Source organism: Bacillus sp. B4EP4a, assembly GCF_006680105.1.
In the GTDB taxonomy this organism is placed as follows: domain Bacteria; phylum Bacillota; class Bacilli; order Bacillales; family DSM-1321; genus Peribacillus; species Peribacillus simplex_E.
Map to the genome: position 1 here is coordinate 111,661 of NZ_VHIK01000016.1, position 21,191 is coordinate 132,851.

General features: G+C 40.8%; 21 protein-coding genes, 1 pseudogene and 1 riboswitch. Of the genes and pseudogenes, 9 read left to right on the top strand and 13 right to left on the bottom strand.

Annotated elements, in window-relative coordinates; genetic code table 11:
* Positions 1–153: 153 nt before the first annotated feature.
* Both FNK51_RS08895 and FNK51_RS08900 read right to left on the bottom strand, forming a co-directional pair.
* On the bottom strand, positions 154–1,299 hold the full coding sequence (locus FNK51_RS08895) for an ABC transporter ATP-binding protein (protein ID WP_141993090.1): 1,146 nt from the start codon (positions 1,297–1,299) through the stop codon (positions 154–156).
* Positions 1,300–1,424: 125 nt separating this feature from the next.
* Positions 1,425–2,309: a PucR family transcriptional regulator gene (locus FNK51_RS08900; protein WP_181762227.1), complete on the bottom strand. Its 885-nt coding sequence runs from the start codon at positions 2,307–2,309 to the stop codon at positions 1,425–1,427.
* A 181-nt stretch (positions 2,310–2,490) separates the two neighbouring features.
* Here FNK51_RS08900 and FNK51_RS08905 point away from each other — a divergent pair, with 181 nt between their 5' ends.
* Positions 2,491–3,528, top strand: a complete 1,038-nt coding sequence (locus FNK51_RS08905) for an NAD-dependent epimerase/dehydratase family protein (RefSeq protein WP_141993092.1) — start codon at positions 2,491–2,493, stop codon at positions 3,526–3,528.
* Positions 3,529–3,771: 243 nt separating this feature from the next.
* Here the strand turns inward: FNK51_RS08905 and FNK51_RS08910 are convergent, their stop codons facing one another.
* The 3 genes from FNK51_RS08910 to FNK51_RS08920 are packed head-to-tail and all read right to left on the bottom strand — an operon-like array spanning position 3,772 to position 6,320.
* Complete coding sequence (locus FNK51_RS08910; RefSeq protein WP_141993093.1) at positions 3,772–4,593, bottom strand: MetQ/NlpA family ABC transporter substrate-binding protein; 822 nt, start codon at positions 4,591–4,593, stop codon at positions 3,772–3,774.
* A 55-nt stretch (positions 4,594–4,648) separates the two neighbouring features.
* Entirely contained in the window at positions 4,649–5,317 is a 669-nt protein-coding gene (locus FNK51_RS08915; protein ID WP_098372520.1) for a methionine ABC transporter permease, read from the bottom strand.
* On the bottom strand, positions 5,304–6,320 hold the full coding sequence (locus FNK51_RS08920; RefSeq protein WP_141993094.1) for a methionine ABC transporter ATP-binding protein: 1,017 nt from the start codon (positions 6,318–6,320) through the stop codon (positions 5,304–5,306). The genes FNK51_RS08915 and FNK51_RS08920 overlap by 14 nt, the downstream gene beginning before the upstream one ends.
* A gap of 69 nt (positions 6,321–6,389) precedes the next feature.
* Positions 6,390–6,494, bottom strand: a riboswitch (SAM riboswitch).
* 294 nt (positions 6,495–6,788) lie between these two features.
* On the opposite strand from FNK51_RS08920, the gene FNK51_RS08925 reads away from it, so the two are divergent.
* Positions 6,789–7,613, top strand: a complete 825-nt coding sequence (locus tag FNK51_RS08925; protein WP_141993095.1) for an MBL fold metallo-hydrolase — start codon at positions 6,789–6,791, stop codon at positions 7,611–7,613.
* Positions 7,614–7,791: 178 nt separating this feature from the next.
* Here the strand turns inward: FNK51_RS08925 and FNK51_RS08930 are convergent, their stop codons facing one another.
* The 6 genes from FNK51_RS08930 to FNK51_RS08955 form a co-directional block, all read right to left on the bottom strand.
* Positions 7,792–7,980: a hypothetical protein gene (locus FNK51_RS08930; protein WP_076367325.1), complete on the bottom strand. Its 189-nt coding sequence runs from the start codon at positions 7,978–7,980 to the stop codon at positions 7,792–7,794.
* Between the two features lie 63 nt (positions 7,981–8,043).
* Entirely contained in the window at positions 8,044–8,247 is a 204-nt protein-coding gene (locus FNK51_RS08935; protein ID WP_076367323.1) for a YheE family protein, read from the bottom strand.
* A 63-nt stretch (positions 8,248–8,310) separates the two neighbouring features.
* Positions 8,311–9,507, bottom strand: a complete 1,197-nt coding sequence (locus tag FNK51_RS08940) for a YheC/YheD family endospore coat-associated protein (protein WP_141993096.1) — start codon at positions 9,505–9,507, stop codon at positions 8,311–8,313.
* Positions 9,504–10,871 carry a YheC/YheD family endospore coat-associated protein gene (locus tag FNK51_RS08945; protein WP_141993097.1) on the bottom strand — a complete coding sequence of 456 codons (1,368 nt, stop codon included), beginning with the start codon at positions 10,869–10,871 and terminating at the stop codon, positions 9,504–9,506. Before FNK51_RS08945 ends, FNK51_RS08940 begins: the two co-directional genes overlap by 4 nt.
* Positions 10,872–10,874: 3 nt before the next feature.
* Positions 10,875–11,945: a YheC/YheD family endospore coat-associated protein gene (locus tag FNK51_RS08950; protein ID WP_098372514.1), complete on the bottom strand. Its 1,071-nt coding sequence runs from the start codon at positions 11,943–11,945 to the stop codon at positions 10,875–10,877.
* Positions 11,946–11,962: 17 nt separating this feature from the next.
* On the bottom strand, positions 11,963–13,324 hold the full coding sequence (locus FNK51_RS08955) for a YheC/YheD family endospore coat-associated protein (RefSeq protein WP_141993098.1): 1,362 nt from the start codon (positions 13,322–13,324) through the stop codon (positions 11,963–11,965).
* Positions 13,325–13,529: 205 nt separating this feature from the next.
* Between FNK51_RS08955 and FNK51_RS08960 the strand changes: the two are divergent.
* The 4 genes and pseudogenes from FNK51_RS08960 to FNK51_RS08975 form a co-directional block, all read left to right on the top strand.
* Positions 13,530–13,655: pseudogene (locus FNK51_RS08960) on the top strand (DUF445 family protein); the annotation flags it as partial.
* A gap of 400 nt (positions 13,656–14,055) precedes the next feature.
* Positions 14,056–14,412, top strand: a complete 357-nt coding sequence (locus tag FNK51_RS08965; protein WP_098372510.1) for a YlbF/YmcA family competence regulator — start codon at positions 14,056–14,058, stop codon at positions 14,410–14,412.
* A 147-nt stretch (positions 14,413–14,559) separates the two neighbouring features.
* Positions 14,560–15,426 (top strand): Cof-type HAD-IIB family hydrolase, encoded by an 867-nt coding sequence (locus FNK51_RS08970; RefSeq protein ID WP_098372632.1) that lies wholly within the window; start codon positions 14,560–14,562, stop codon positions 15,424–15,426.
* A gap of 133 nt (positions 15,427–15,559) precedes the next feature.
* Positions 15,560–15,814, top strand: a complete 255-nt coding sequence (locus FNK51_RS08975) for a transcriptional regulator SplA domain-containing protein (protein WP_098372631.1) — start codon at positions 15,560–15,562, stop codon at positions 15,812–15,814.
* A 314-nt stretch (positions 15,815–16,128) separates the two neighbouring features.
* Here the strand turns inward: FNK51_RS08975 and FNK51_RS08980 are convergent, their stop codons facing one another.
* On the bottom strand, positions 16,129–16,578 hold the full coding sequence (locus FNK51_RS08980) for a DinB family protein (protein ID WP_098372509.1): 450 nt from the start codon (positions 16,576–16,578) through the stop codon (positions 16,129–16,131).
* 374 nt (positions 16,579–16,952) lie between these two features.
* On the opposite strand from FNK51_RS08980, the gene FNK51_RS08985 reads away from it, so the two are divergent.
* Together FNK51_RS08985 and FNK51_RS08990 are read left to right on the top strand one after the other, a co-directional pair.
* Positions 16,953–17,351: a hypothetical protein gene (locus FNK51_RS08985; RefSeq protein ID WP_098372508.1), complete on the top strand. Its 399-nt coding sequence runs from the start codon at positions 16,953–16,955 to the stop codon at positions 17,349–17,351.
* A 127-nt stretch (positions 17,352–17,478) separates the two neighbouring features.
* The gene (locus FNK51_RS08990) at positions 17,479–17,964 is read left to right on the top strand and encodes an HIT family protein (RefSeq protein ID WP_141993100.1); all 486 of its coding nucleotides are present in this window, start codon (positions 17,479–17,481) and stop codon (positions 17,962–17,964) included.
* A 72-nt stretch (positions 17,965–18,036) separates the two neighbouring features.
* Here FNK51_RS08990 and FNK51_RS08995 read toward each other — a convergent pair whose 3' ends face one another.
* On the bottom strand, positions 18,037–18,915 hold the full coding sequence (locus tag FNK51_RS08995) for a dimethylarginine dimethylaminohydrolase family protein (RefSeq protein WP_181762228.1): 879 nt from the start codon (positions 18,913–18,915) through the stop codon (positions 18,037–18,039).
* Between the two features lie 597 nt (positions 18,916–19,512).
* Between FNK51_RS08995 and FNK51_RS09000 the strand changes: the two genes are divergently transcribed.
* Positions 19,513–21,129 carry a long-chain fatty acid--CoA ligase gene (locus FNK51_RS09000; protein WP_141993101.1) on the top strand — a complete coding sequence of 539 codons (1,617 nt, stop codon included), beginning with the start codon at positions 19,513–19,515 and terminating at the stop codon, positions 21,127–21,129.
* Positions 21,130–21,191 lie beyond the last annotated feature (62 nt).

Sequence of the window (21,191 nt, forward strand, 5' to 3'; positions counted from 1 at the left end):
CCGAGGAGGCTCCCGGACCGCCCGCGGAAAGCGAGTGCCTGAAGTGGAAATCAACATTCAAATTGCACAAACCCTAAAAAAACTGTAGACAGACTCGATTTCCATCGAGTTTGTCTACAGTCTGAGGCCCATTATGAATGGGTCTTTTTACGTTTAATTGGCAGATAACTTCATGCTTTCCTGCATCTGTTCATCTTCTTCAACTAAAATGCGATGTTCAGTCCCTTTGTCAAAAAAGTGTGCTTTATTCATGTCGAGGGCAAGTTCGATGTTTTCGCCTGCCTGGATAATATTCTTGGCATCGACGCGTGCGACGAAGTCCTGCCCCTCTAATGTGGAGTAGAGCATGATCTCCGCGCCCATCAGTTCGGCCACATCAATTTGGGTTGTGAATGCAGTGTTAGGGGACTTCGTGAAGTAAGAACCTTCATTATGGAAATCCTCCGGACGGATGCCAAGGATTATATCTTTTCCGACATATCCTTGATCACGCAGCATTTTCATCTTCAATTCAGGTATTTCAAGTGTTTGTTCGCCTATTTTAATTGTGCCTTCTTTTAATGTTCCAGTAAAGAAGTTCATGGCAGGCGATCCGATAAAGCCGCCGACGAAAACGTTTATCGGTTTCTCATAAACGTCCTTTGGTGCACCGACCTGTTGGATGATACCATCTTTCATTACAACAAGACGTGTCGCCATGGTCATTGCCTCTGTTTGGTCATGCGTGACATATATCGTTGTGGTGTCGAGCCGTTTATGTAATTTGGCGATTTCCGCACGCATTTGAACCCTTAGCTTTGCGTCGAGATTGGATAATGGCTCATCCATCAAGAAAACTTTTGCGTCCCTTACAATTGCCCGGCCAAGTGCGACACGCTGGCGCTGACCACCTGAAAGGGCTTTAGGTTTCCTGTTTAGCAGCTCTTCAAGTCCGAGAATCCTTGCCGCTTCATTGACTCTTTGCTTGATTTCCGCTTTTGGCGTTTTCCTGAGTTTTAATCCGAATGCCATATTGTCATATACGGACATATGAGGATATAAGGCATAGTTCTGGAAAACCATCGCAATATCACGATCTTTAGGGGGGACATCATTGACTCGCTTGCCGTCTATATATAAATCCCCTTGGGAAATGTCTTCAAGTCCGGCAATCATCCTTAATGTTGTCGATTTGCCGCAACCCGAAGGTCCCACAAAAACTATGAATTCCTTATCGGCAACACGAAGGTTGAAGTCTTTAACAGCGGTCACCTTTTTATCATAAATCTTGAATATATGTTCCAACACTAACTCTGCCATGAAAAATCCCCCTTTTAAACTCCTGATTACTTGTACCAATTAGCTATAGTCTAAGCTATCGGATTTGAAAAAAGTATGGGCACATTGCACAAAAAAAGGGTGATATTACCTGTTTATATTGAAAGTTAATCATTTAGTAAAAGTATCAAGTATGCAGTAAGCGCATGACGGAAGTTTCTAATATCGAGACCAGTTCTTTCAGAGAATTTATCGATTCGGTATTGTAAGCTGTTCCGATGTATATAAAGCTGTTTGGCGGCATAGGTGGCATTTGAATTACATTCGATATACGTTTTAATCGTTTTGATCAGTTCAGTATCCTGCTTGGTCTTGCCAAGAATCTCATTGATATACCACTTTGCATCCTTAACGGATGGATCATTTATTAATGAGTGAGGGATGATGTCTGCCAAATCAGCCACCTTTAGATCTGGCAGATGCACCTGTGCCAAATCAAAACACTTTTTCTCCTGAGTCCAGTGCTGATGAAGGTCTTGATTTATAGGGTGAAAGCGCCCGGTAAACATACGGGTCTTTACATAAAAGTCACTTTCAAGCGTGGAAGAAATGGCGATTAGTTCTTTAGTTGATAAAGGTTCATCCTCGTCCGTTTCAATTAATACTCCTGCCGTTTCGTTTTCCCAGACAATAGTTGCGTCAGATGGAACGAAAGCGAGGAAGGCTTCTTCAAAATCGGAGTTGGAAAAATCAGCATGAGTCAGCTTGAAATGAAGAAATCGAACATTCTCCCAGCTCGTTAAAGGCAAAGGTGCATTCGGTTCGGATAAAAAGGTTTTCCATGATGAGTCTGGATGTGCATTGAGGTTATATGGGTTTATGGAAGGAGCAAAAAGCAGTTCCAATAAACGGATTTCTTCGGCTGTGATTTCTGAACGGTGAATGCCAAGTAAACTTCTTGAGTCTTCGAACCAAACATAGTCAGAAATTTCACCAGTATCCATTTTATTGGTAAGGGCGTTCGGGAATTTTTGTTTAAGATTTTCAAGCATCGTTTCCACCTTCTTTCTCCTTTTCCATATCATTATAGCGAAAAAGAATAAAGTTCAAAAGAATACGATATTGCTAGTTTTTCCTAAAAGGGAAAATCAAAGAAAAGTTGCAAGTATTATTAATTTTAGGAAAGGGTATTGCGTATGATTTATGGAATATCGTTAAAGAGGAGGGAATCTTATGAACATTTTAATATTGGGTGGTACACGGTTTTTAGGCCGGTATTTAGCAAAAGCTGCGATAGAGAAAGGGCATGAAGTCACACTTTTTAATCGTGGAAGCGATCCTTATGTTTTCCCCGAACTAGAACAGTTAAGAGGGGACCGCGACGGGAATCTTGAAATGTTGAAAGGGAGACAGTGGGATGCAGTCATTGACACATCGGGTTTTATCCCTCGAACTGTATCGAAATCTTGCAGATTGCTTAATCAAGTTAGACATTATACATATATTTCAAGCATCTCAGTTTATAGTGATCCAACCGAACCAGGCATTGATGAAAATGGAGAGGTTCATGCACTAAATGAAGATAAAGCGGAAGAGATCACCCGCGGAACTGCTGGACCGATATACGGTGAATATTATGGACCGTTAAAATCATTAAGCGAAAAAGCAGCTGAAAAAGAACTGCCGGGGAAAGTTTTGTCAATTCGTGCGGGGCAAATAGTAGGTCCATATGATTACACAGACCGATTGCCGTACTGGCTTAAAAGAATAGCGGAAGGGGGAGAAATTTTATCTCCTGGACGCCCTGGACGTCCAATCCAAGTCATCGATGCAAGAGACTTAGCTCAATGGATCATCCAAATGATAGAAAAAAGTATGACAGGTACATATAATGCCGTTGGACCGGATTACACACTAAATATGGGGCAATTACTTGAAGGCTGCAAAAAGGTAACAGGAAGTAATGCTGCCTTTACATGGGTATCTGAAAAATTTTTGGATGACAATAAAGTGGAGCCGTGGGGAGAGATGCCTTTATGGATACCAGAAGAATTCCCTTTACCGGGAGCTAAGGAACCTTTGAATGGGTTTTTGGCTGTCGATAACAATAAAGCCATCAATAATGGACTAACATTCCGTCCCCTATCAGAAACTCTCGAAGATATATGGAATTGGGAAAAGGGCCGTCCGGAATCTGCCGATAGAAAAGCAGGCATCCACAGACAGCATGAAAGTGATCTCCTCGAATTATGGAAACAGACAGTAGATTGAAACCTTTTTTTTATTATATTGAAATACTGAAGGCACATTAAGTGTGCTTGCTGAAAAGGATGATTTAAACGAACAACTTGAAGGAATTAAAAAAGCGATGTACTAAAAACCCCATCGCTTTTTTAGTCCGTGGATCTGCTTGCGTGGTTTGTAAGGATTTTAGGGTTTTCCATGGCGGCCGCCACTTTTTCCTTAATGAAAGGCCTGCTCCCAATAAAGGGGAAGCAGGCCTCGATTATTTGATCAATTCATCCAGTCTGGTTTTCCGAATCCGGCAAATTTGTCATCGATGACTTTTTCGAACTGGTCGGATTCCACTACTGATTTAATATCCTTGGCAAATTGGGAGTCTACATCTTTTGTATTCACTGCAACAACGTTTCGATACATATCCGGCATTTTTTCTAAAACAAGGGCATCCTGGAGGTCCATTTTCGCTGCAAGAGCGAAGTTGCCAGGGACCGCTGATAGGTCAACACTGTCTGTTGCCCGAGGCAATTGAGCGGATTCCAATGGTTTGAGTTGGATGTTTTTTGGATTTTTCGTTACATCCTTTTCAGATATTTTTAAAGGGTCGACATCTGGATCGACTTCAATCAACCCTTCATCCACCAGCACTTTAAGTGCACGTGCGAGGTTAACCGGATCATTGGGCACTGCAAGGGATGTACCGTCTTTAATTTCTTTCAATGATTTATACTTGTTCGAATATATGCCCATTGGTGCTGTTGGAACTATGATAAGGTCGGAAAGCTTTAAATCATTTTCTTTAGCGAAGTTATCCATGTATACTTTATGCTGGAAGAGGTTGGCGTCGATCGAATGGTTGCCAAGGGACTTATTCGGCTGGATATAGTCGGTGAATTCGACGATCTCTATTTTGTAACCGAGATCTTCCAGACCTGGTTTGATGGCCTCTTTAACCATATCGGCGTAGGGCCCGGTAGTCGCCCCGATCTTCAATTCTTTTTTGTCTTCAGTTTTTGGGGATGCATCATCGCTCCCGCATGCTGTCAAGCCAAGGGCAAGTGCACAGACTGATAATAACGAAGCTATTTTCTTCATTTGAAATTCCTCCTGAGTAATGAAATGTATTGAATCATTGAAAAATGACTGATCACTATCGTTTGTTAACTATATATGAGGCCTTGTCACCAACCATTTGAATGATTTGCACAAGGCAGATCAGCACGACGATCGTCGTGATCATGACTGTATTGTCATAACGGTAATAACCGTATCGGATGGCCAGGTCGCCAATTCCGCCTCCGCCGATTGTCCCTGCCATTGCTGAGTAACCGATAAGCGAAATGGTCGTTAATGTCAGTCCTTGAATGATACCCGGTTTTGCCTCTGGAAGAAGTACATCCTTAATGATCATCCATGGAGTGGCACCTACGGCAATTGCAGCTTCAATCACTCCTCTGTCTATTTCACGTAATGCCGTTTCAACGATTCTTGCAAAAAAAGGTATTGCGGACACCGACAGGGATACAGAAGCCGCTCTTGGCCCTATCGTCGATCCAGTTAGAAGATCCGTTAAAGGAAGGAGGGCGACCAAAAGAATGATGAACGGGATTGAACGTACAATATTGACTGCGAATCCTAGAGATCGATTCACGATGCTATTCTCAAAAAATAAATTCCTTGTTGTCGTAAACAGCAATACTCCAAGCGGTAAACCGATCAGCAGGGCTACTGCAAGGGAAACGCCGACCATATAAATCGTTTCAAGAAAGGCTTTATTAAGATCAGGTAAAATATTGACGATGGAATCAAGCAGTGACATGTTTTAACACCTCCACAGAACTGGAACGATTTTTTATATATTGCAATGCCGAATGAATTTGAGCGGCATCGCCTAATAACTCGATGATTAAAATGCCTAAAGGGACATCCTGGATATACTCAATTTTACCGTGTAAAATATTACCCTTTACTGAATGGGATTGGAGAGTATCCGAAAGGATCGACTCACCGGCGGTTTGCCCTTCGAATTGAATTTTAATGATCGTACCTCTACTTTCTTCAATCAAGTGCGGAGGGAGTTCGAAATCCAGAACACTGCTAATGAATTGCTTCGTTAACTCCTGCTTAGGCTGTGAAAATATTTCATAAACGGAACCTTCTTCAATTACACGGCCATCCTGCATGACGGCGACACGGTGGCATAGTTCTTTGACCACTTCCATTTCATGTGTAATCAACACGATGGTGATGCCAATCTTACTGCTTATCTTTTTCAATAATTGTAAAATCGCTTTTGTAGTTGTTGGATCAAGGGCTGAAGTCGCTTCATCACATAATAGTACAGTGGGGTTATTTGCTAAGGCACGGGCTATGCCTACCCGTTGCTTCTGTCCACCGCTAAGCTGCGCCGGATAGACATCTTTCTTATCGCTGAGCCCTACGATTTCCAACAATTCCAATACACGTAACCTGATGGCATCCTTCGATCGATGCGCGGCCTTTAAGGCGAAAGCGACATTTTCATAAACGGTTTTTGAACTGACCAGTGAAAAGTGTTGGAATATCATTCCGATTTTTTGACGTTGTTTACGTAGCTCTTTACTTGATAAAGAGGTTAAATCAATGCCGTCGATGATGATATTTCCACCTGTCGGACGTTCAAGCAAATTCAAGCAGCGGAGTAATGAGCTTTTTCCAGCTCCACTGTAGCCGACAATTCCATACACTTCTCCAGTTTGAATGGTTAAAGATACGTTATCCACTCCGATAACTCGGTTTTTCTTCGAGACGTATTCCTTTCGGACTGAACGGATTTCAATCATGAGCTTTCCCCCCTTAAACATTAAAAAACTGCCTCTATCATTCAGAAAGAGGCAGCGAAATTATATCTCGTCTTATCTTTCAGAATGCAATCATTCTGCAGGAAGTGGCACCATTCCCTAAGGGCGGTTGCCGGACATCGCAGGGCCTGATCCCTCCGTCACTCTTGATAAGTAAATTATTATTTTAGAATATTTCAAGTTTTTTAATATAATCTATATTATTTATAAAATTCGACAATGTCAATCGTTTCTGAAATTTTGGGATGATTTTTTGTTATTAAAATTTAGTAAGGTCCGTTAAAATGATTCGTGAAAAAAGGGCTATTATGCAATAATCCAGCATTTACGTCCAGGTTAATTATTCCAAAATTTCCTTGTCAAAAAGGTGAAGTGGTAATACATTTATTATAGTAAAGTTAAAAAAAGGAAGATGAAACTATTTTTGTGTAATGATGGGGAGGCAATTGAATGTTAGAGATTAACACGATAAATGATGTGGTTTGTGTGAACGGGACTCCTGGCGGGAACAAATCGGGGATGAGTGTTTATGTCTTTTTAACGGATGGTCTATTGATAGATACTGGCGCACAGATTTTATTGGAAGAGCTTATTCCATTCTATGAGACCGCAGACTTCGACTCAGTGGCCCTGACTCACTATCATGAAGACCATACCGGGGGCGCTGCATGGATACAGGAACATAAAAAGGTCCCGCTTTTCATTCACCCGATGTCGGTTGAGGTTTGTGCAAAGGATGCTGTATATCCTGAATATCGTAAAATTTTCTGGGGAAAGAGAGACGCCTTTAAAGCTGAGCCGGTAGGGAAGGCCATTCATTCCCGCACCCAAACGTGGGAGCCGATTTTTACCCCTGGTCATGCAAAGGACCATATGGTGTATTTGAATCACAATAGTGGCATGCTCTTTTCAGGAGACCTTTTCGTAACACCAAAAACAAAGCTTGTCTTACGGGAAGAGTCTGTCCCGGTCATCATCGATTCCATTAAAAGATTACTTCAATATGACTTTGGGGAAGTGTTTTGCTGCCATGCTGGGCATGTCCCTGATGGGAAGGACATGTTTCGGAAAAAGCTGGATTATTTGGAAAACCTCCAAGGTGAAATTTTACGCTTGCATTCTCAAGGGCTGACCGTTCATGAAATCCAGCAGGTCGTTTTACCGAATCGCTATCCCCTTATCGAGATATCTGGGCATGAATGGGATTCAGAGCATATCGTTACATCGATATTAAAAGAAAATATTTTGAGTGCCAGGGATAATGGAAATATTTGAATGTTATCCGTTTAACTGTCTGGGTTTTCTAATTGTCACTCAAACAACTTCCATCCAGGAAGTTGTTTTTCTTGATTACTTATAAAAGACGGACTTTTTATAGGGGGAATGCAGTGCAAGCGGGAGATGAACGGGATAAGTAATAAAGGAGAGCTCTCCATAAGAGAGCCCACATAATTTATTTATTTTCGTTGGGATCTGTTTCATCATAAAAATCATGTGCTTCTTCGATGTTCTGAAGGTTTGCGACTTCATACACATTTCCGCCCGCCATTCCTTCATTGATGATACGGTCGATATCCAGGTAAACGGAGTCCTTGCCATCATATTCGGTATCCTTCAAAAATGTCATTTTTTCTTTATCCAAAATTAATCCCTCCTAGCCTTTTCTTTAGTTTAGGCAAAGGAGTTTTTTTTATTCTGATTAGGTTCATTCATATACATGGAAGATCATTAAATCATGTATCATGCTTTTGAGTTTGGTTTCATCTGTTTCGGAAGGCGGGTTGGCTGTCCACTCGATGGATCCATCTTTATGATACAAGGCTTGGACTGCCTGCTTGTTGAAATAAAAGGAAATTCTCCATCCTGGCAGATTCTTATGCAATGGTGCCCATTGAAAATGAGTGATCATATGTATTACCTCCATATATACAGTTTCTCATTTAATTATAATGGAAAACGGCAGCTGGAGGTGTTATTTTATTGTCAGGTTGGGAAAAGTTAATTCAATAAAAAGATTTTTTAAATGCAAAAGCCTGTTTGTTTCAATTTCCACCTCATCGAATTGCATGGGCTTTGAGTTCACTTCATATATGAAGAGCGAGCCCGATTCGTCTTCCCCTATATCAATGGAAAACTCTCCGAGAAACCCGATTTTTTTCGATAGTATCTCTCCGCATTTTTGGGCGATATTCGCTAATTTTAGATTCAGGCTTCTTGATTGCAGGTCTTGATAAGGAAAAAGCTTACCACCTCGGGGAGTGTGGGTGGTGATTTCCTGAGTTTGTGACATCCTTACCGCTTTACCGGTCACTTTATAAAAACCTTTTTCATAATGGACGAGAATCCGGTAATCATAACGATGTCCAAAAAGTTTTTTTGGTCTGATCGCCTGTTGAGCAAGATAGCTCCTTATTAATAAATCCCTTTTTTTTGTTTCCCAGAATGATGCGAAATCCGGGAAGGACTCACTATGCTTTAAGCTATTGAACAATAGTGTATCATCATCATTTTTGATTATGGTATAAATGCCCTTCCCTTGGCTTCCTTTGCAGGGTTTAAGGTATATATGCCTGTAGGTCTCCAGGAAAGCATAAAGGCAATCGCTGTTCCGTAAGACCGTTGTGGGTGGAAGGTGATTTGTGAGGAATCCATCTTCATTTAATGCTTCGAACATCACATATTTATCTATAAAACAGGGGTTGAATAGATTCATTCGGTAATCTTTAAAGTGTGTGATAAGATGTTGGAATTCCTCTGACGCCTCATAGCTCCTCGAGGGGATACGGTTATAGACGATGTCAGGGAAGGGTACTTTACATTCGATCCACTTGTTTGAAATGGAGGAAAAAACATACCCCCTCAACGAATCGGGATGAAGGGCATTTCCTGTGAATACATACGCTAATATTCCATGTTTTAATAAATATAATGATAGGTCCCGAAAAAGGGTCAGGTTTCCTCCCAAACCTGATTCCTTTTTGGGATTGGAAACAGTTAAAATTCCGACGGCAAGCATCCGGTTACCCGGAAATATCGTGATTGGAATTAGGGGTTGATTCGAATGGTCCTTTTTATAGCTGATTTCCTCTTCGGCAGAGCCGGCGAAAAGTTCAGCATTCTCATGATTGTGGTACCAATTTTCAGTGGGGATATCGTAAAAAATGTTCATCGCGGCACACTGATTGATTTCGTAATCGTTTGTTCCGTAAGATAAATGGCATAATCAAGGCTTAGCTTTCTGGTCAGCAATTCGAAATCCTTGAGTTTTGGATGGGTGAATATGGAACGTCCAGGTTTGGAATTGGCTTCAAACATCCAAACCTGCCCTTTTTTATCCAATCCAAAATCAAATCCTATTTCTGCAATGATGCCGTCCAAGTTCTTTTCTATACTGTCACTTAAAATCAGCGCGGCTTCCGATAGCTTTCGTTCGACTTCTTTCGCCTCATCGTCATCTCCAAACAGTTCGGCAACCGTTTTGATGACACCCCCGCTTTTAATATGGGTCGTGACGCTGCCGGCGCCGGCGATTTTTGCGGCGATCGCGGTTACCTGCCATTTTCCATTACTGTCCTTGTTCGTATGGACCCGGAAATCCACTGGACGTTTTTCAAATCGAATTAATGGGATGCCCTGCTGCACGATAAGATTCTCAAGCGGTCGGTCGTGAAAAATATGTTTAACGATGGATTCCAATGTGGGGAATTTTTGCAGTTTATTTTCTTTTGCTTCATTTGTATAGCGACAATAGTAAACATCCTCATGCTTATCATAAAGAATTTGGTGAATCCCTAGACCGAGGCTGCCATGAATGGGCTTTATATAAACTTGCCGGTAATGGGAAAGAAGGGTTTCCACCACGGACATGGATTGAAATGGATACGTTTCCGGCAAATAAGGCAGTGCCCGCTCATCTGCGCATAGCCTTTCATTTACATCCCATTTATTGAAAAATCCAGGATTATACCATGGTATGGTATATTTTTTTTGGAATTTTTGCTTCACTTCTTTAGGTCCATCGCGGTTTTCCGTCAACCGATTTGGGAGACGGTCATAGATGACATTAGGAAAAGGAAATTCATCAATATGCCAGTAATCGTTATCAAACACATAGCCTTTGATTGTCTCCTCATCCCAATTGATTACATTCTCTCCAAAAACAAAGGGGATACAGCCTGTTGTCCTGCTAAGCGAAAGTAGCTTTGCGAAAAATTCCGATCTCTCCCCTAATGGTTTGTTTGAAAGGCCAGTGAAGCCTGAGGAAAATATTCCGACAAGCGGTCCGATATGGATGCTCTTGCCGTAAATGAATAAATGAAGGGGAATATCGGTATGATCGAATATTAGGGATTCCGCAAGACTTTCCGATAGGACGATTGACTGATTGACGGCTGGGTTTTGTTTGACGATGGCAGGACATGAATGCCGTCCGAAATAAATTAATTCAATCTCTGCCAAATCTCCAAGCTCTGAAGGGTAGTAGAGAACATTGCCAGGGATAGCGGCAATTTCGGCAGGATAAGTCTTTCTCACTTTCTATTCACCTGCTTTCTGAAGATGTTCGGATAAATACTGGCTATATTGAAATGGTGCGCGATGAATATCTTTCATGGTCTCCGGCTGTAGTGCCTGAATGATTTTCCTTCCAGGCTTCGAGTTAATGTCCATGATCCATAATTGGCCTTTTTTATCGATGCCTAGATCAATCCCCAATTCGAATAATCTTTCAAAGACAGCTTCGGTTTCTACGGGCAGGGTGCGAAGGATATGCTGAATCTTTTGTTCGACAGCAATCGAAATCGTTTCCGGGTTTCTTTTGTTGAAAGTCTCTAATGGAATGGCTTCCCCGCCTGTGGCAAGATTTGAAGTAATTCCGTCTTTTTGTCCTGTACGAATTCCGCGGCCCCGTTCCATCCATTGATTCTTCTCGTTTTTTTGAAGGAAAATCCGTAAATCGAATGGCTCGTTATTTTGGTTGCAAAGTTCCAAATATGGCTGGCAAAGGTAACGGTATCGATTTAATAAATGCTGCAGCCATTTGTTAAGCTGAGATTTGGAGGAGAATGGGCGGTCATATTTGGTGCCCTTTTTCGTCATGGATACCAAAGTGCCGTCTTCGGTTTTTGAAAGGAGATAGATTCCTGTACCGCCTGCACCGAATTCAGGTTTGATGATGATTTTATCCAGTCGTTCCAAATGACCGGTAATATCTTCAGGTGTCGTCACTTGTACGGTCTCTGGAAAAAATGCCTGCAGGTGTGGATGGTTTTTTAGGATTTGGTACACTTCCCACTTACCAGGAAGGCCCAGTCCTAAGAAATTCGAGTTATCCTTTAACCAATCGATTTTGTGTCGCGTTTCCGTTGATTCACGAACTAATCCGTGAAAACAGCGATCATATACAAAATCAGGTAAATCAAAAGATGTGGCAATCCAAGTTTCATTCTCGGCATCAAAGCGCTCGCCACGCACTTTTTTCAGATTCATATCAATATTTTCAGGTGAGAATTTACAAACTTTCATATTAAATGATTTCGCGGTTTTGGCTATTTCCGTGAAGTAGTTGTTTTCATGTGTATCCGACGCGGCCATTAATCCTATTAACACGAGCTAGCAACTCCTTTTTATGGATGGTTTTCGCGGTTAAGGGCAAGCATGAAATCTATGATGGATTTTACTGATGGACGAAAGGTTTCATAGTTGCCTTGAAATTTTTTCGAAGGTTTTGAATTCACTTCGATGATCCATGGATGTGTATCGGTATCCAGTGCTAAATCGATCCCTAGCTCACCGAATGAATCGTCATGGTTTTCAACCAAGGCCTGGGCAGTATTTTTAGACAGCCGTACGAGCTTTTGATATATGCGGCTGGCGCCCTGAAGGTCAAATGCCTCCTTTAGAAAATCCGGCCCATTTTTCATCAATCCGCCTTGTGCAAGATTGGAAACGATTGTACCAGGGTCCCCAATCCGGGCAACCATTGATGAAACTTTCCATTCAAGCTGATCGTTCCGGTGAAGAAGTATGCGGAAATCAACTTTTCTCTGATCGATTTCGAATAGGGAAATCCCTTTTTGAAGAATGAAGGATCGTTTTCTGGACAATCTTTTTAACGTTTCATACAACTTTTCATCCGTATCAGCAAAATGTACATTCTGGAGATGTCCAGATTGCTCGATTTTCCATTTTCCAGCTACTTGCGTTAATCTGCAAATATTCCTGCCTTGGCTGCCTGCTGAAGGTTTAAAGTAGATTACCGAATGCCTATCTATAAAAGTCAAGAAAGATTCCTTTTCGTTAAAAAGGATCGTCTCTGGCAAATTTGGCAACAGCTCATCTTCTAAGATTAGCAGCTCATGTACATGATGTTTGGAGAGGAACCTTCCATTGAACATCGGTATCGACCGTTCCCCCAGTTCAGTTTTAAACAGGTTGAAAGAATGCGATTCCTCAAGTTTGCGCGAATGTATCCGGTTATAAATTACATCAGGAATGGGGAGGGGAAAGGTTTGCCAGCCATTTTGTCCAGGCAGGTAGCCTTCCACAACCCCATCTTGAAGAGACTGCAGTTTTACTAAATAGAAGGGGATGCCCTGCTGATTACAATATGATTTCATTTCCTGATAAAATTTTTCCATCTCGCCGAATGTCCCGTCTTGCAACGGGGTCTGGTTCATGAGTGAAGCGAAGAATGGGCCTATTTTAATTGACCTTCCTTCCGCATGGTATGAGACGGAGATTGGATTGGAAAAAACGGGTAAGGATAAAATTTGGTTCATATCATATGAAAGTTTCAATGTAGGCTGGGATGACGGGAATGGCTGGACAAGTACCGGGACGGAACGGCATCCAGCAATGATCGTTAAGGGTTCTCCAAATTGAAGGCCCCATTCCTCAAATAGTTTTTCTTCGATAAACAGTAGCGCCTTCTTTCTAGTCTCTACGGAATTTACCGTAATGAAAACTTTCTGATGGTTAAGGTTCATAATAATTCCCCGTTTGCACTAAGTTTGATATCCTTTTATAAGTAAATGATGGGCAAATGTGGATAACACATTCTATGTTTTTTTTATTAGAAGGTGTCATCAAGCCTTTATTTCAAGCAATAAAAGGAGAAATTCAAGGGTGAGTTTTGGGTGAAGATACTGTTTATGGTCTTTGAGGTACTGTAATAAGTGCTTCACTAATTAATTAGCTATCAGAATGCTGTTCAGACCTTATAAACCAATCTATTCTTTCGGGCAACAGCTGCCGTTGACACCAGGGTTGATTCCGAAGCGGCTGGATGAGTTAGCCAAACAATTAGGCAAATTGCTAATGATGCCTCTATACAGAATATGAAAATTTTCGTGAAGGCAGAAGTAAAGAAAGCATTGTACATGGAAAAAAGTACTGCACAATTGCTTGATCAATTGGGAATGAAGAGAGCCGGTTCGAGAATTGATGCCAATTTCCCGGACACCATTGTCTAAAAGGGCGTCTCGTCCTTCGTGGAAAAAGGTGCCGAGTACTTAATTTTTCACACAAAACTGTATTTGGAGATATCGTGGAAGAACAGGTTTCGTCATTTACGGTGTCGATTGAGGAAAGGGGGTAGAATCATCGGTTTATTTCAAGGTTTCGTAACTGTTTTAATAGGGATGACGTGTAATTCTCAATCGGATTTGTTATAGTGGAAAAGGTGTATGAATACAATGATTACCGGGAGGGGAAATAAATGAGTAACGTATATGATGCAGCGTATGAAATGGAAAAGGCGATTAGGGCAAGTAATGAATATGCCGATTTGCAACGCTTATATGATCTTGTCAATTCTGATGAAGCAACAAAAGGAATGTTTGAAAACTTCCGTAATCTGCAAATGTCATTGCAGCAAAAGCAAATGATGGGACAGGAGATTTCACCGGAAGAAGTTGAGCAAGCACAAAAGACGGTACAGCTTGTCCAACAAAACCCAACCATTTCACAATTGATGGAAGCTGAACAACGGATGAGCATGGTCATTGCAGACCTCAATAAAATTATCATGAAGCCGCTTGAAGATTTATATGGCTTGCCTGAACAACAGCAATAAGCAGTTGGAGACTCCCTTCTATAATGGTTGGGGGTTTTTTTGTTCCCTGAATGCACCAGTGCAAGGGGTCGTGAACCACTATTTGTTCTATTCCCGAAATTTTAGTCATAAATTTGAAAGAGGATATTACAGATGGGGGAGATCAGCATGGTATATCGACTACTTGCGGTCAATATCGACGGGACATTGCTCCAGTCGAATGGCCGTTTAAATAAATCGACTAAAGAAGCAATAGATTATGTTCACCAAAAAGGTGTCCATGTTGCACTTGTGACGTCAAGAAACTATCACTCAGCAAAAAAAGTGGCCAAAGCCCTAAAAATAAATCCAATGATCGTTGCTCAGCAAGGAGCCTTTGTCGGAGCTTCAATAGAAAAGCCGATAATGGTAAAAAGAATATCGGAAGAACTGACTGTAGAGCTCGTGCAAATGCTTGAAAAGACCACGTGCCAAATATTGCTCATTCATGAAAAGTACTCGCTGGGCAATCGGGTGAACCTTCCGGAGAATTTGCTAGGTAAATCGGTTATGTATTTGAATGATCAAAATATTTATGCTCAAAATTATGTCGACGATATCAGTGAAGAGCTTATTGACCAGCCGATGGCCCCGACGAAGATGGATGTAATATTTTCAGAAAAAATTGATCGAAATGATATGTTGAAATTGATAAAGAAAATGTTCCCTGAAGTGGATGTAATATTACATCCGGGACATAAAATGACAATCGTTCCGAAGGGGGTTTCTAAATGGAGTGGTGTATTGTATTTAGCTGACCATTTAGAGGTGAGAAGAACGGAAATCGTCTCGATTGGTGATGGATTGGATGATATGGAGATGATTGCCGGTTCTGGTCTGGGAGTTGCCATGGGAAATGCGGATGAGGAAGTAAGGAAAGTGGCAAAATGGGTGACGCGCTCCAATGATCAAGATGGTGTTGCCTATATGCTGAGGGAATTTTTCCGGAAACAGCATCCAATCGAATTTTTACAAAAGATGAATATGCTTAAGTGAATGTCGGGGCTCCTTCATATAGAAGGGGCCCCATTCAGATAATGCTGCTTGCGAGGCCTGTTTTATTTCATAAATAATTATAAGCTTCTTTCCATAAACTAAAGGAAAATCAGTACTGGAAAGGAAGAATCCAATGGGTGTAATTAATGCAAAAGAAGTGCAAGTCGGTGATGAGGTGTTTGTGATTTATAATAATCCCCATGTTCCCACCGTTTCGAATATAAGGGCAGCGGAAATTGTTCCGCATCCCAAAGACCCCAATGCAGTTGCCTTGTTCCTGAACGATACATTTCATACGATTGAGGATGATGATGCTTTGTTCACTTCGGAAGCCGCAGCGGAAAAAGCATACAGTGATTATATGTATAACCAGGACCAGATGACATGAAGAGGCGTTTACTTCGCTTTTACGGAAAGAGAATGAACAGATGAAAGCCCTCGCTTAAAAAGCGGGGGCTCCTTTTGATTATATTTACGAGTAAAAGCGCGGAATTCACGAGTATTTGGTCGAAACTCACGAGTAAAAGCGCGGAATTCACGAGTATTTGGTCGAAACTCACGAGTAAAAGCTCGAAACTCACGTGTAAACGCGCCCATACTTACATATCAGAAGCCATTAGTGTTAAAACAGGATATTTGACTGGTAAATTAAAAAACTGCCACACATTTTTTCAAGAAAACAGAGTGACAGTTATGGCTTAATCAGTTATTGGATTGTATAAAGAGTTTCATTGCGTGAATTTGTCCAATATGATTGGTTTCGTGGAGCACTACAAAATTAATGAATTCCCCCACTGTTTCCATTCCGTTGAAAGGCTGTGCTGTCTTTTCTGTCAATCGTTCTTCCGGAATTTCAAGAAGTCGATCAAGTTGCTCATGCAGCTGTTGCTTTAATAATTCAACGGTAGGTACGTCCCCGTTCCAGTCCGCTGGTTTTGAACCATATCCGAATAGTTGGCTGTAATTCGCTGGCAATTCACTGTTGGATTTCAATAAAAAATTTTCGGCTGCAGTAAGGACATGTCCAAGGTGCCAATGGATTGTATTATTAAAACCTTCAGGCTGTACATCCATAAACTCTGGATTGATTCCCTCGATTTCTTTTAAAAGATTACTGCGCATGACCGTTAGCTGATTTTTTACATAATTCATTTTACATTCCCCTTTCAATCTTGTTTTTCTAAACGCTATCTCATGAAATTATAGCAAGGATAATTCAATATTATCAAATTTTAGGTAGGTCTTTTCACAAAGGAAAGGATTATCAATTATTAATTTCTTTTTAAGGGCTTTAATTGTCAGATGATAATCGGAATAAATGCAATTGAAGCGAGTAGCTCTGTTTGGTTTGGTTGAATGCCGGACATATGCCCAAGAGATACAGGGTTCATGAACTCTTAAGCTAAAAGCTTGAGGGGTTTTTTGCTGTTAATTAATTGACAAACATTCCTATTACTCTTTTGTGTGGACTAGTATAATGAAAATATATTGGATAATTAATCCATTAGGGTATGAGGAGATGACATATGATGAAAAGGAAACAGCTGCTAGTTGCACTTGGCCTATTATCAATAACGTTAGCTTCAGGTTGTACAACAAAGCAAGAACATATTTCCGTCCAAAAATATGAAGGTAAAAACTACAAATTCGAAGCATATAAAGAAAAGATAGAAATGGGGAAAACAGAAAAAACAAAAGAAATAGTAAAGAATGCTGATTGGGAACAATTCGCATTGGAGAAGGATCATCCTAAGGCGGACTTCATCTTTTATTTTAATGATGAAAAAAGCGAAGGTAAAATAGCTGTATATTATGTTTGGGTTAATACTGATGAAAATATTGTAGAATTGACGAAGGATGAACATAGCCAGTATGCACAGTTAAATAAAAAGGATTCTGAAACTATATTAAGACTTCTGCATTAATGAAAAGGAGGAGAAAGGCAAGACCTATACTTTCAAAAACCTCCAGAAAAGCATTTTTTTATTGCATTTAGAATTCACATGTGACCGAGTAGCCAGCTTTTTATGGGGTAATCTTTTGGAGGGGCTTATGAGGGAAATTACTTTATTTAATGGAAAAATGGTGGAAGTTGAATGTTTAAGCTGTGCTTTGACAAGTGGGGAAGTAGAAGCAGAGGGTGGTGTAATAGTCGAATCTGAATATTTTCATGCTCACCAAGACGTTGCATACCCCATTGAAGGTTTAGTGATATTAGCATCTAAACGCCATATTATGTGCTTTGATGAATTAAATGAACGAGAAAAGGTTGATTACATAAACTTATTAGCCAGGATTAGAAAAGCTCAAAGGGAAGTATTAGGGGTAAAACACGTTTATTATTTTTACAATGAGGATACTTCCCACCATTTTCATACTTGGATGGTTCCTCGATTTGGATGGATGTACGAGTTTGGACGTTCGGTGGAATCAGTTAGACCGGTTTTGCTGCATGCAAGAAACAGCTTGAATGATGTTGAAAATTTAAAAACTGTAATGGATGGAATCGAGGCATTAAAAAAAGAATTAAACCGATAATCCTTCCTGTTCAATGTTTAAAAAAGGAGAAAGAAACCGGACTTCCATACAAGTCCGGTTTCTTTCATCTGCTCAGGCTGAATCAGTCTTCTTACTCGTTGTCCTCAAAAGTGGCATGGTGCAACAGCGGAAAGAGCCACCGGACTTGATGATTTCGCTTATATCGACTTCAATGACTTCGTATCCACGTTCACGAAGCTGACGATTTACCTGTTTATTACATGGTAGACTGAATAATTTTTTATTCCCAATTGAAAGCACGTTGGTTCCTAATGTGAATTGTTCTTCTTTAGTCACTTCAATCATGTCATAACGTGAAGCTAATATATCCATCTCTTTTTTCGTAAAGGACTCCGGAAAAATAAGCGCCTCTGTCGGTGATATGATATTGAAAACACAATCTAAATGAAGGAATGTTTCAATGAAAGGAATCGCGATGACATCGTATTCCGGTAATAGGGTTTGAAGATGCTTGACGGATGTTTCATCCGTTCTTTCACTGATTCCAATATAGATGGTCTTTCCGTCAATAAGGACATCCCCGCCCTCAATATGATTTTTGAGGAGGTTGAAATATGAAATACCATTCGTTTCGAGCCAGGATTTCAATATTTGTTCTTCACCCTGCCTGATACCTGTTGCCAATTCAGCAACGTATACGGTATTGCCAAGAGTAAAACCGATATCCCTCGTGAAAACTTGTTCTGGATATGTAAATTGTGGCGGAAGTTTTATGACTTCAATCCCTTCATGTTCAAGAGCCTTTATAAATTGGGCATGCTGCTTAAAGGCAAGTGCCTGATCGATATTTTCTTCTTGAAACTCTTTTTGTGTTTCGTTAATGATCTCCCGGATTTCCATATAACGTGGTTCACAGACGATCACCCGTGATAGCTTTGAATATTCACTCGCGCAATAAGCTTCCAGTTCTTCGTTTATTTTGTTTACCATAAATGAGCTCCCTCTAAATATAATTGTATCTTTACTATTTCCTCTTTTTTCTAGAAAGAAACATAAAAAATATACCATCGAACTGCACCGCTAAATTTGAATGGTTTAAAAATAACTTCTCAGATTACGCTCCTAAGAAATGATTCCGTTATATACCGGTTTGATCTTTTCAAATCGAAGAAAGCGAGATTGCCTACAGTTTTTTATTTAAAAAACGTTCCAGTTGATTTCAGAAATCCGCTCCCTTTCCGCCGACTGCCTGCCAAGTCTCCTCGCCGTAAACGTCTCCGGGGTCTCGTCTAGCCAGTTTTTCGGCAGGAGTGTCGCAAATTTCTTCAATCCAATGAGGGTTTCATAAAACAATAAAAACCCATAAAGAGCGAGATTGCCTGCAGTTTTTTATTTAAAAAACGTTCCAGTCGTTTCAGAAATCCGCTCCCTTTCCGAATCCTCTCTTTGTCGTCAAACTGATTTAAAAATTTCATCTAGATAAAGCCTGATTCAAAATAATCGTAAATGGCATCTAGGGAAAAAGGATTATTTTTTTTCTGGTCGAATATATAATGAGGATGCTTTTAATATAAGGGGGAGATTGTAATGATGGATACTCCATTGATCATGACTCAAATCATTGAGAGAGCTGAAAAATATTTTCCGAAGAAAGAGGTAGTTTCGCGTACGGATGGTGGAATTCACACATTTACATATGCTGAGATTGCTGAGCGTACAAGAAGGCTGACCAGTAATCTTGAAAAATTCGGTATTCAAACAGGTGACCGTATTGGAACACTTGCCTGGAACCATCATCGGCATTTAGAAGCTTATTTTGCGATTCCTTGTCATGGTGCTGTCCTACATACAATCAATATGCGTCTGTCTCCTCAACATGTTTCTTATATCGTCAATAGTGCGGAGGATCGATTATTATTGATAGACCCGGATGTCATCCCCCTTTTGGAAGCAATTAAAGATGAGTTAACGACAGTGGAAGGTTATATCATAATGACGGATAAAGATGAGCTGCCTGAAACGACCCTTTCACCTATTTATCATTATGAAAAATTATTAGCCGAAGGGAATCCGAAACAGCCATTCATTCAAACCTTGGATGAAAATGCACCTGCCGGCATATGTTATACTTCGGCCACGACCGGGAATCCAAAAGGTGTGGTTTATTCACATCGCGGAATTTTGTTGCATGCGATTGCACTGGGGCTTGCCGATTCTACAGCATTAAGCGAACGTGATGTGGCACTTCCTGTCGTGCCCATGTTTCATGTGAATGCCTGGGGCATGCCTTTTGCCAGTGTTTGGTTTGGAACGAAGATGGTTTTGCCGGGACCTTATTTCACACCAAAGATTTTGGCTGAGCTTATAGAAACGGAGAAGGTTACAATCGCAGCAGGGGTTCCGACGATATGGCTGGGCTTATTGAAGGAGCTAGAAGAAGGCAGCCATGATACGAGCAGCATTCGTGCTGTTTTATGCGGAGGGTCGGCTGCTCCGAAAAGCATGATTAAAACCTTTGAACAAAAGTATGGGATACCGTTCCTGCATGCCTATGGAATGACTGAAACAAGCCCGCTCGTATTTGTATCCAAACCAAAAAGCTATCAGGAAGATCTCCCTGAAGAAGAACTTTATGAGTTGAAGGCCAAGCAGGGCCTTGTTTCACCAATGATAGAAATTAAAGTGATCGGTCAGGATGGCGAAGTGAAACCTGATGGAAAAGAAATGGGCGAATTGCTGATCAGGGGTCCTTGGATAGCGAATGAGTATTTTAAGGATGAGCGGTCAGAGGATACGTTTAAAGATGGCTGGCTGTATACGGGGGATGTTGTCACGATTGATGAAGAAGGATTCGTGAAAATCGTCGACCGGACCAAGGACTTGATAAAAAGCGGCGGTGAGTGGATTTCTTCCGTAGATATAGAGAATGCATTAATGGCCCATGAAGCAATCTTTGAGGCGGCGGTAATTGCAGTGCCTCACGAAAAATGGCAAGAACGGCCGATTACCTGTGTTGTTTTGAAGGACGCATACAAGGGTCAAGTGTCCCAGGAGGACATCATAGAATTTTTAAAGCCGCAGTTTGCAAAATGGTGGCTGCCCGATGAAGTGGTCTTTTTGGATGAAATCCCTAAAACGGGTGTTGGGAAGTTCTTGAAAAGGGCATTGCGTGATCAGCTTCAGGATAAATATATCAATAAATAATGCTATATTTGTTTAATTGTAACTTTTCTACCTATTCTGTTAATTGAAGAAAAATATATAAT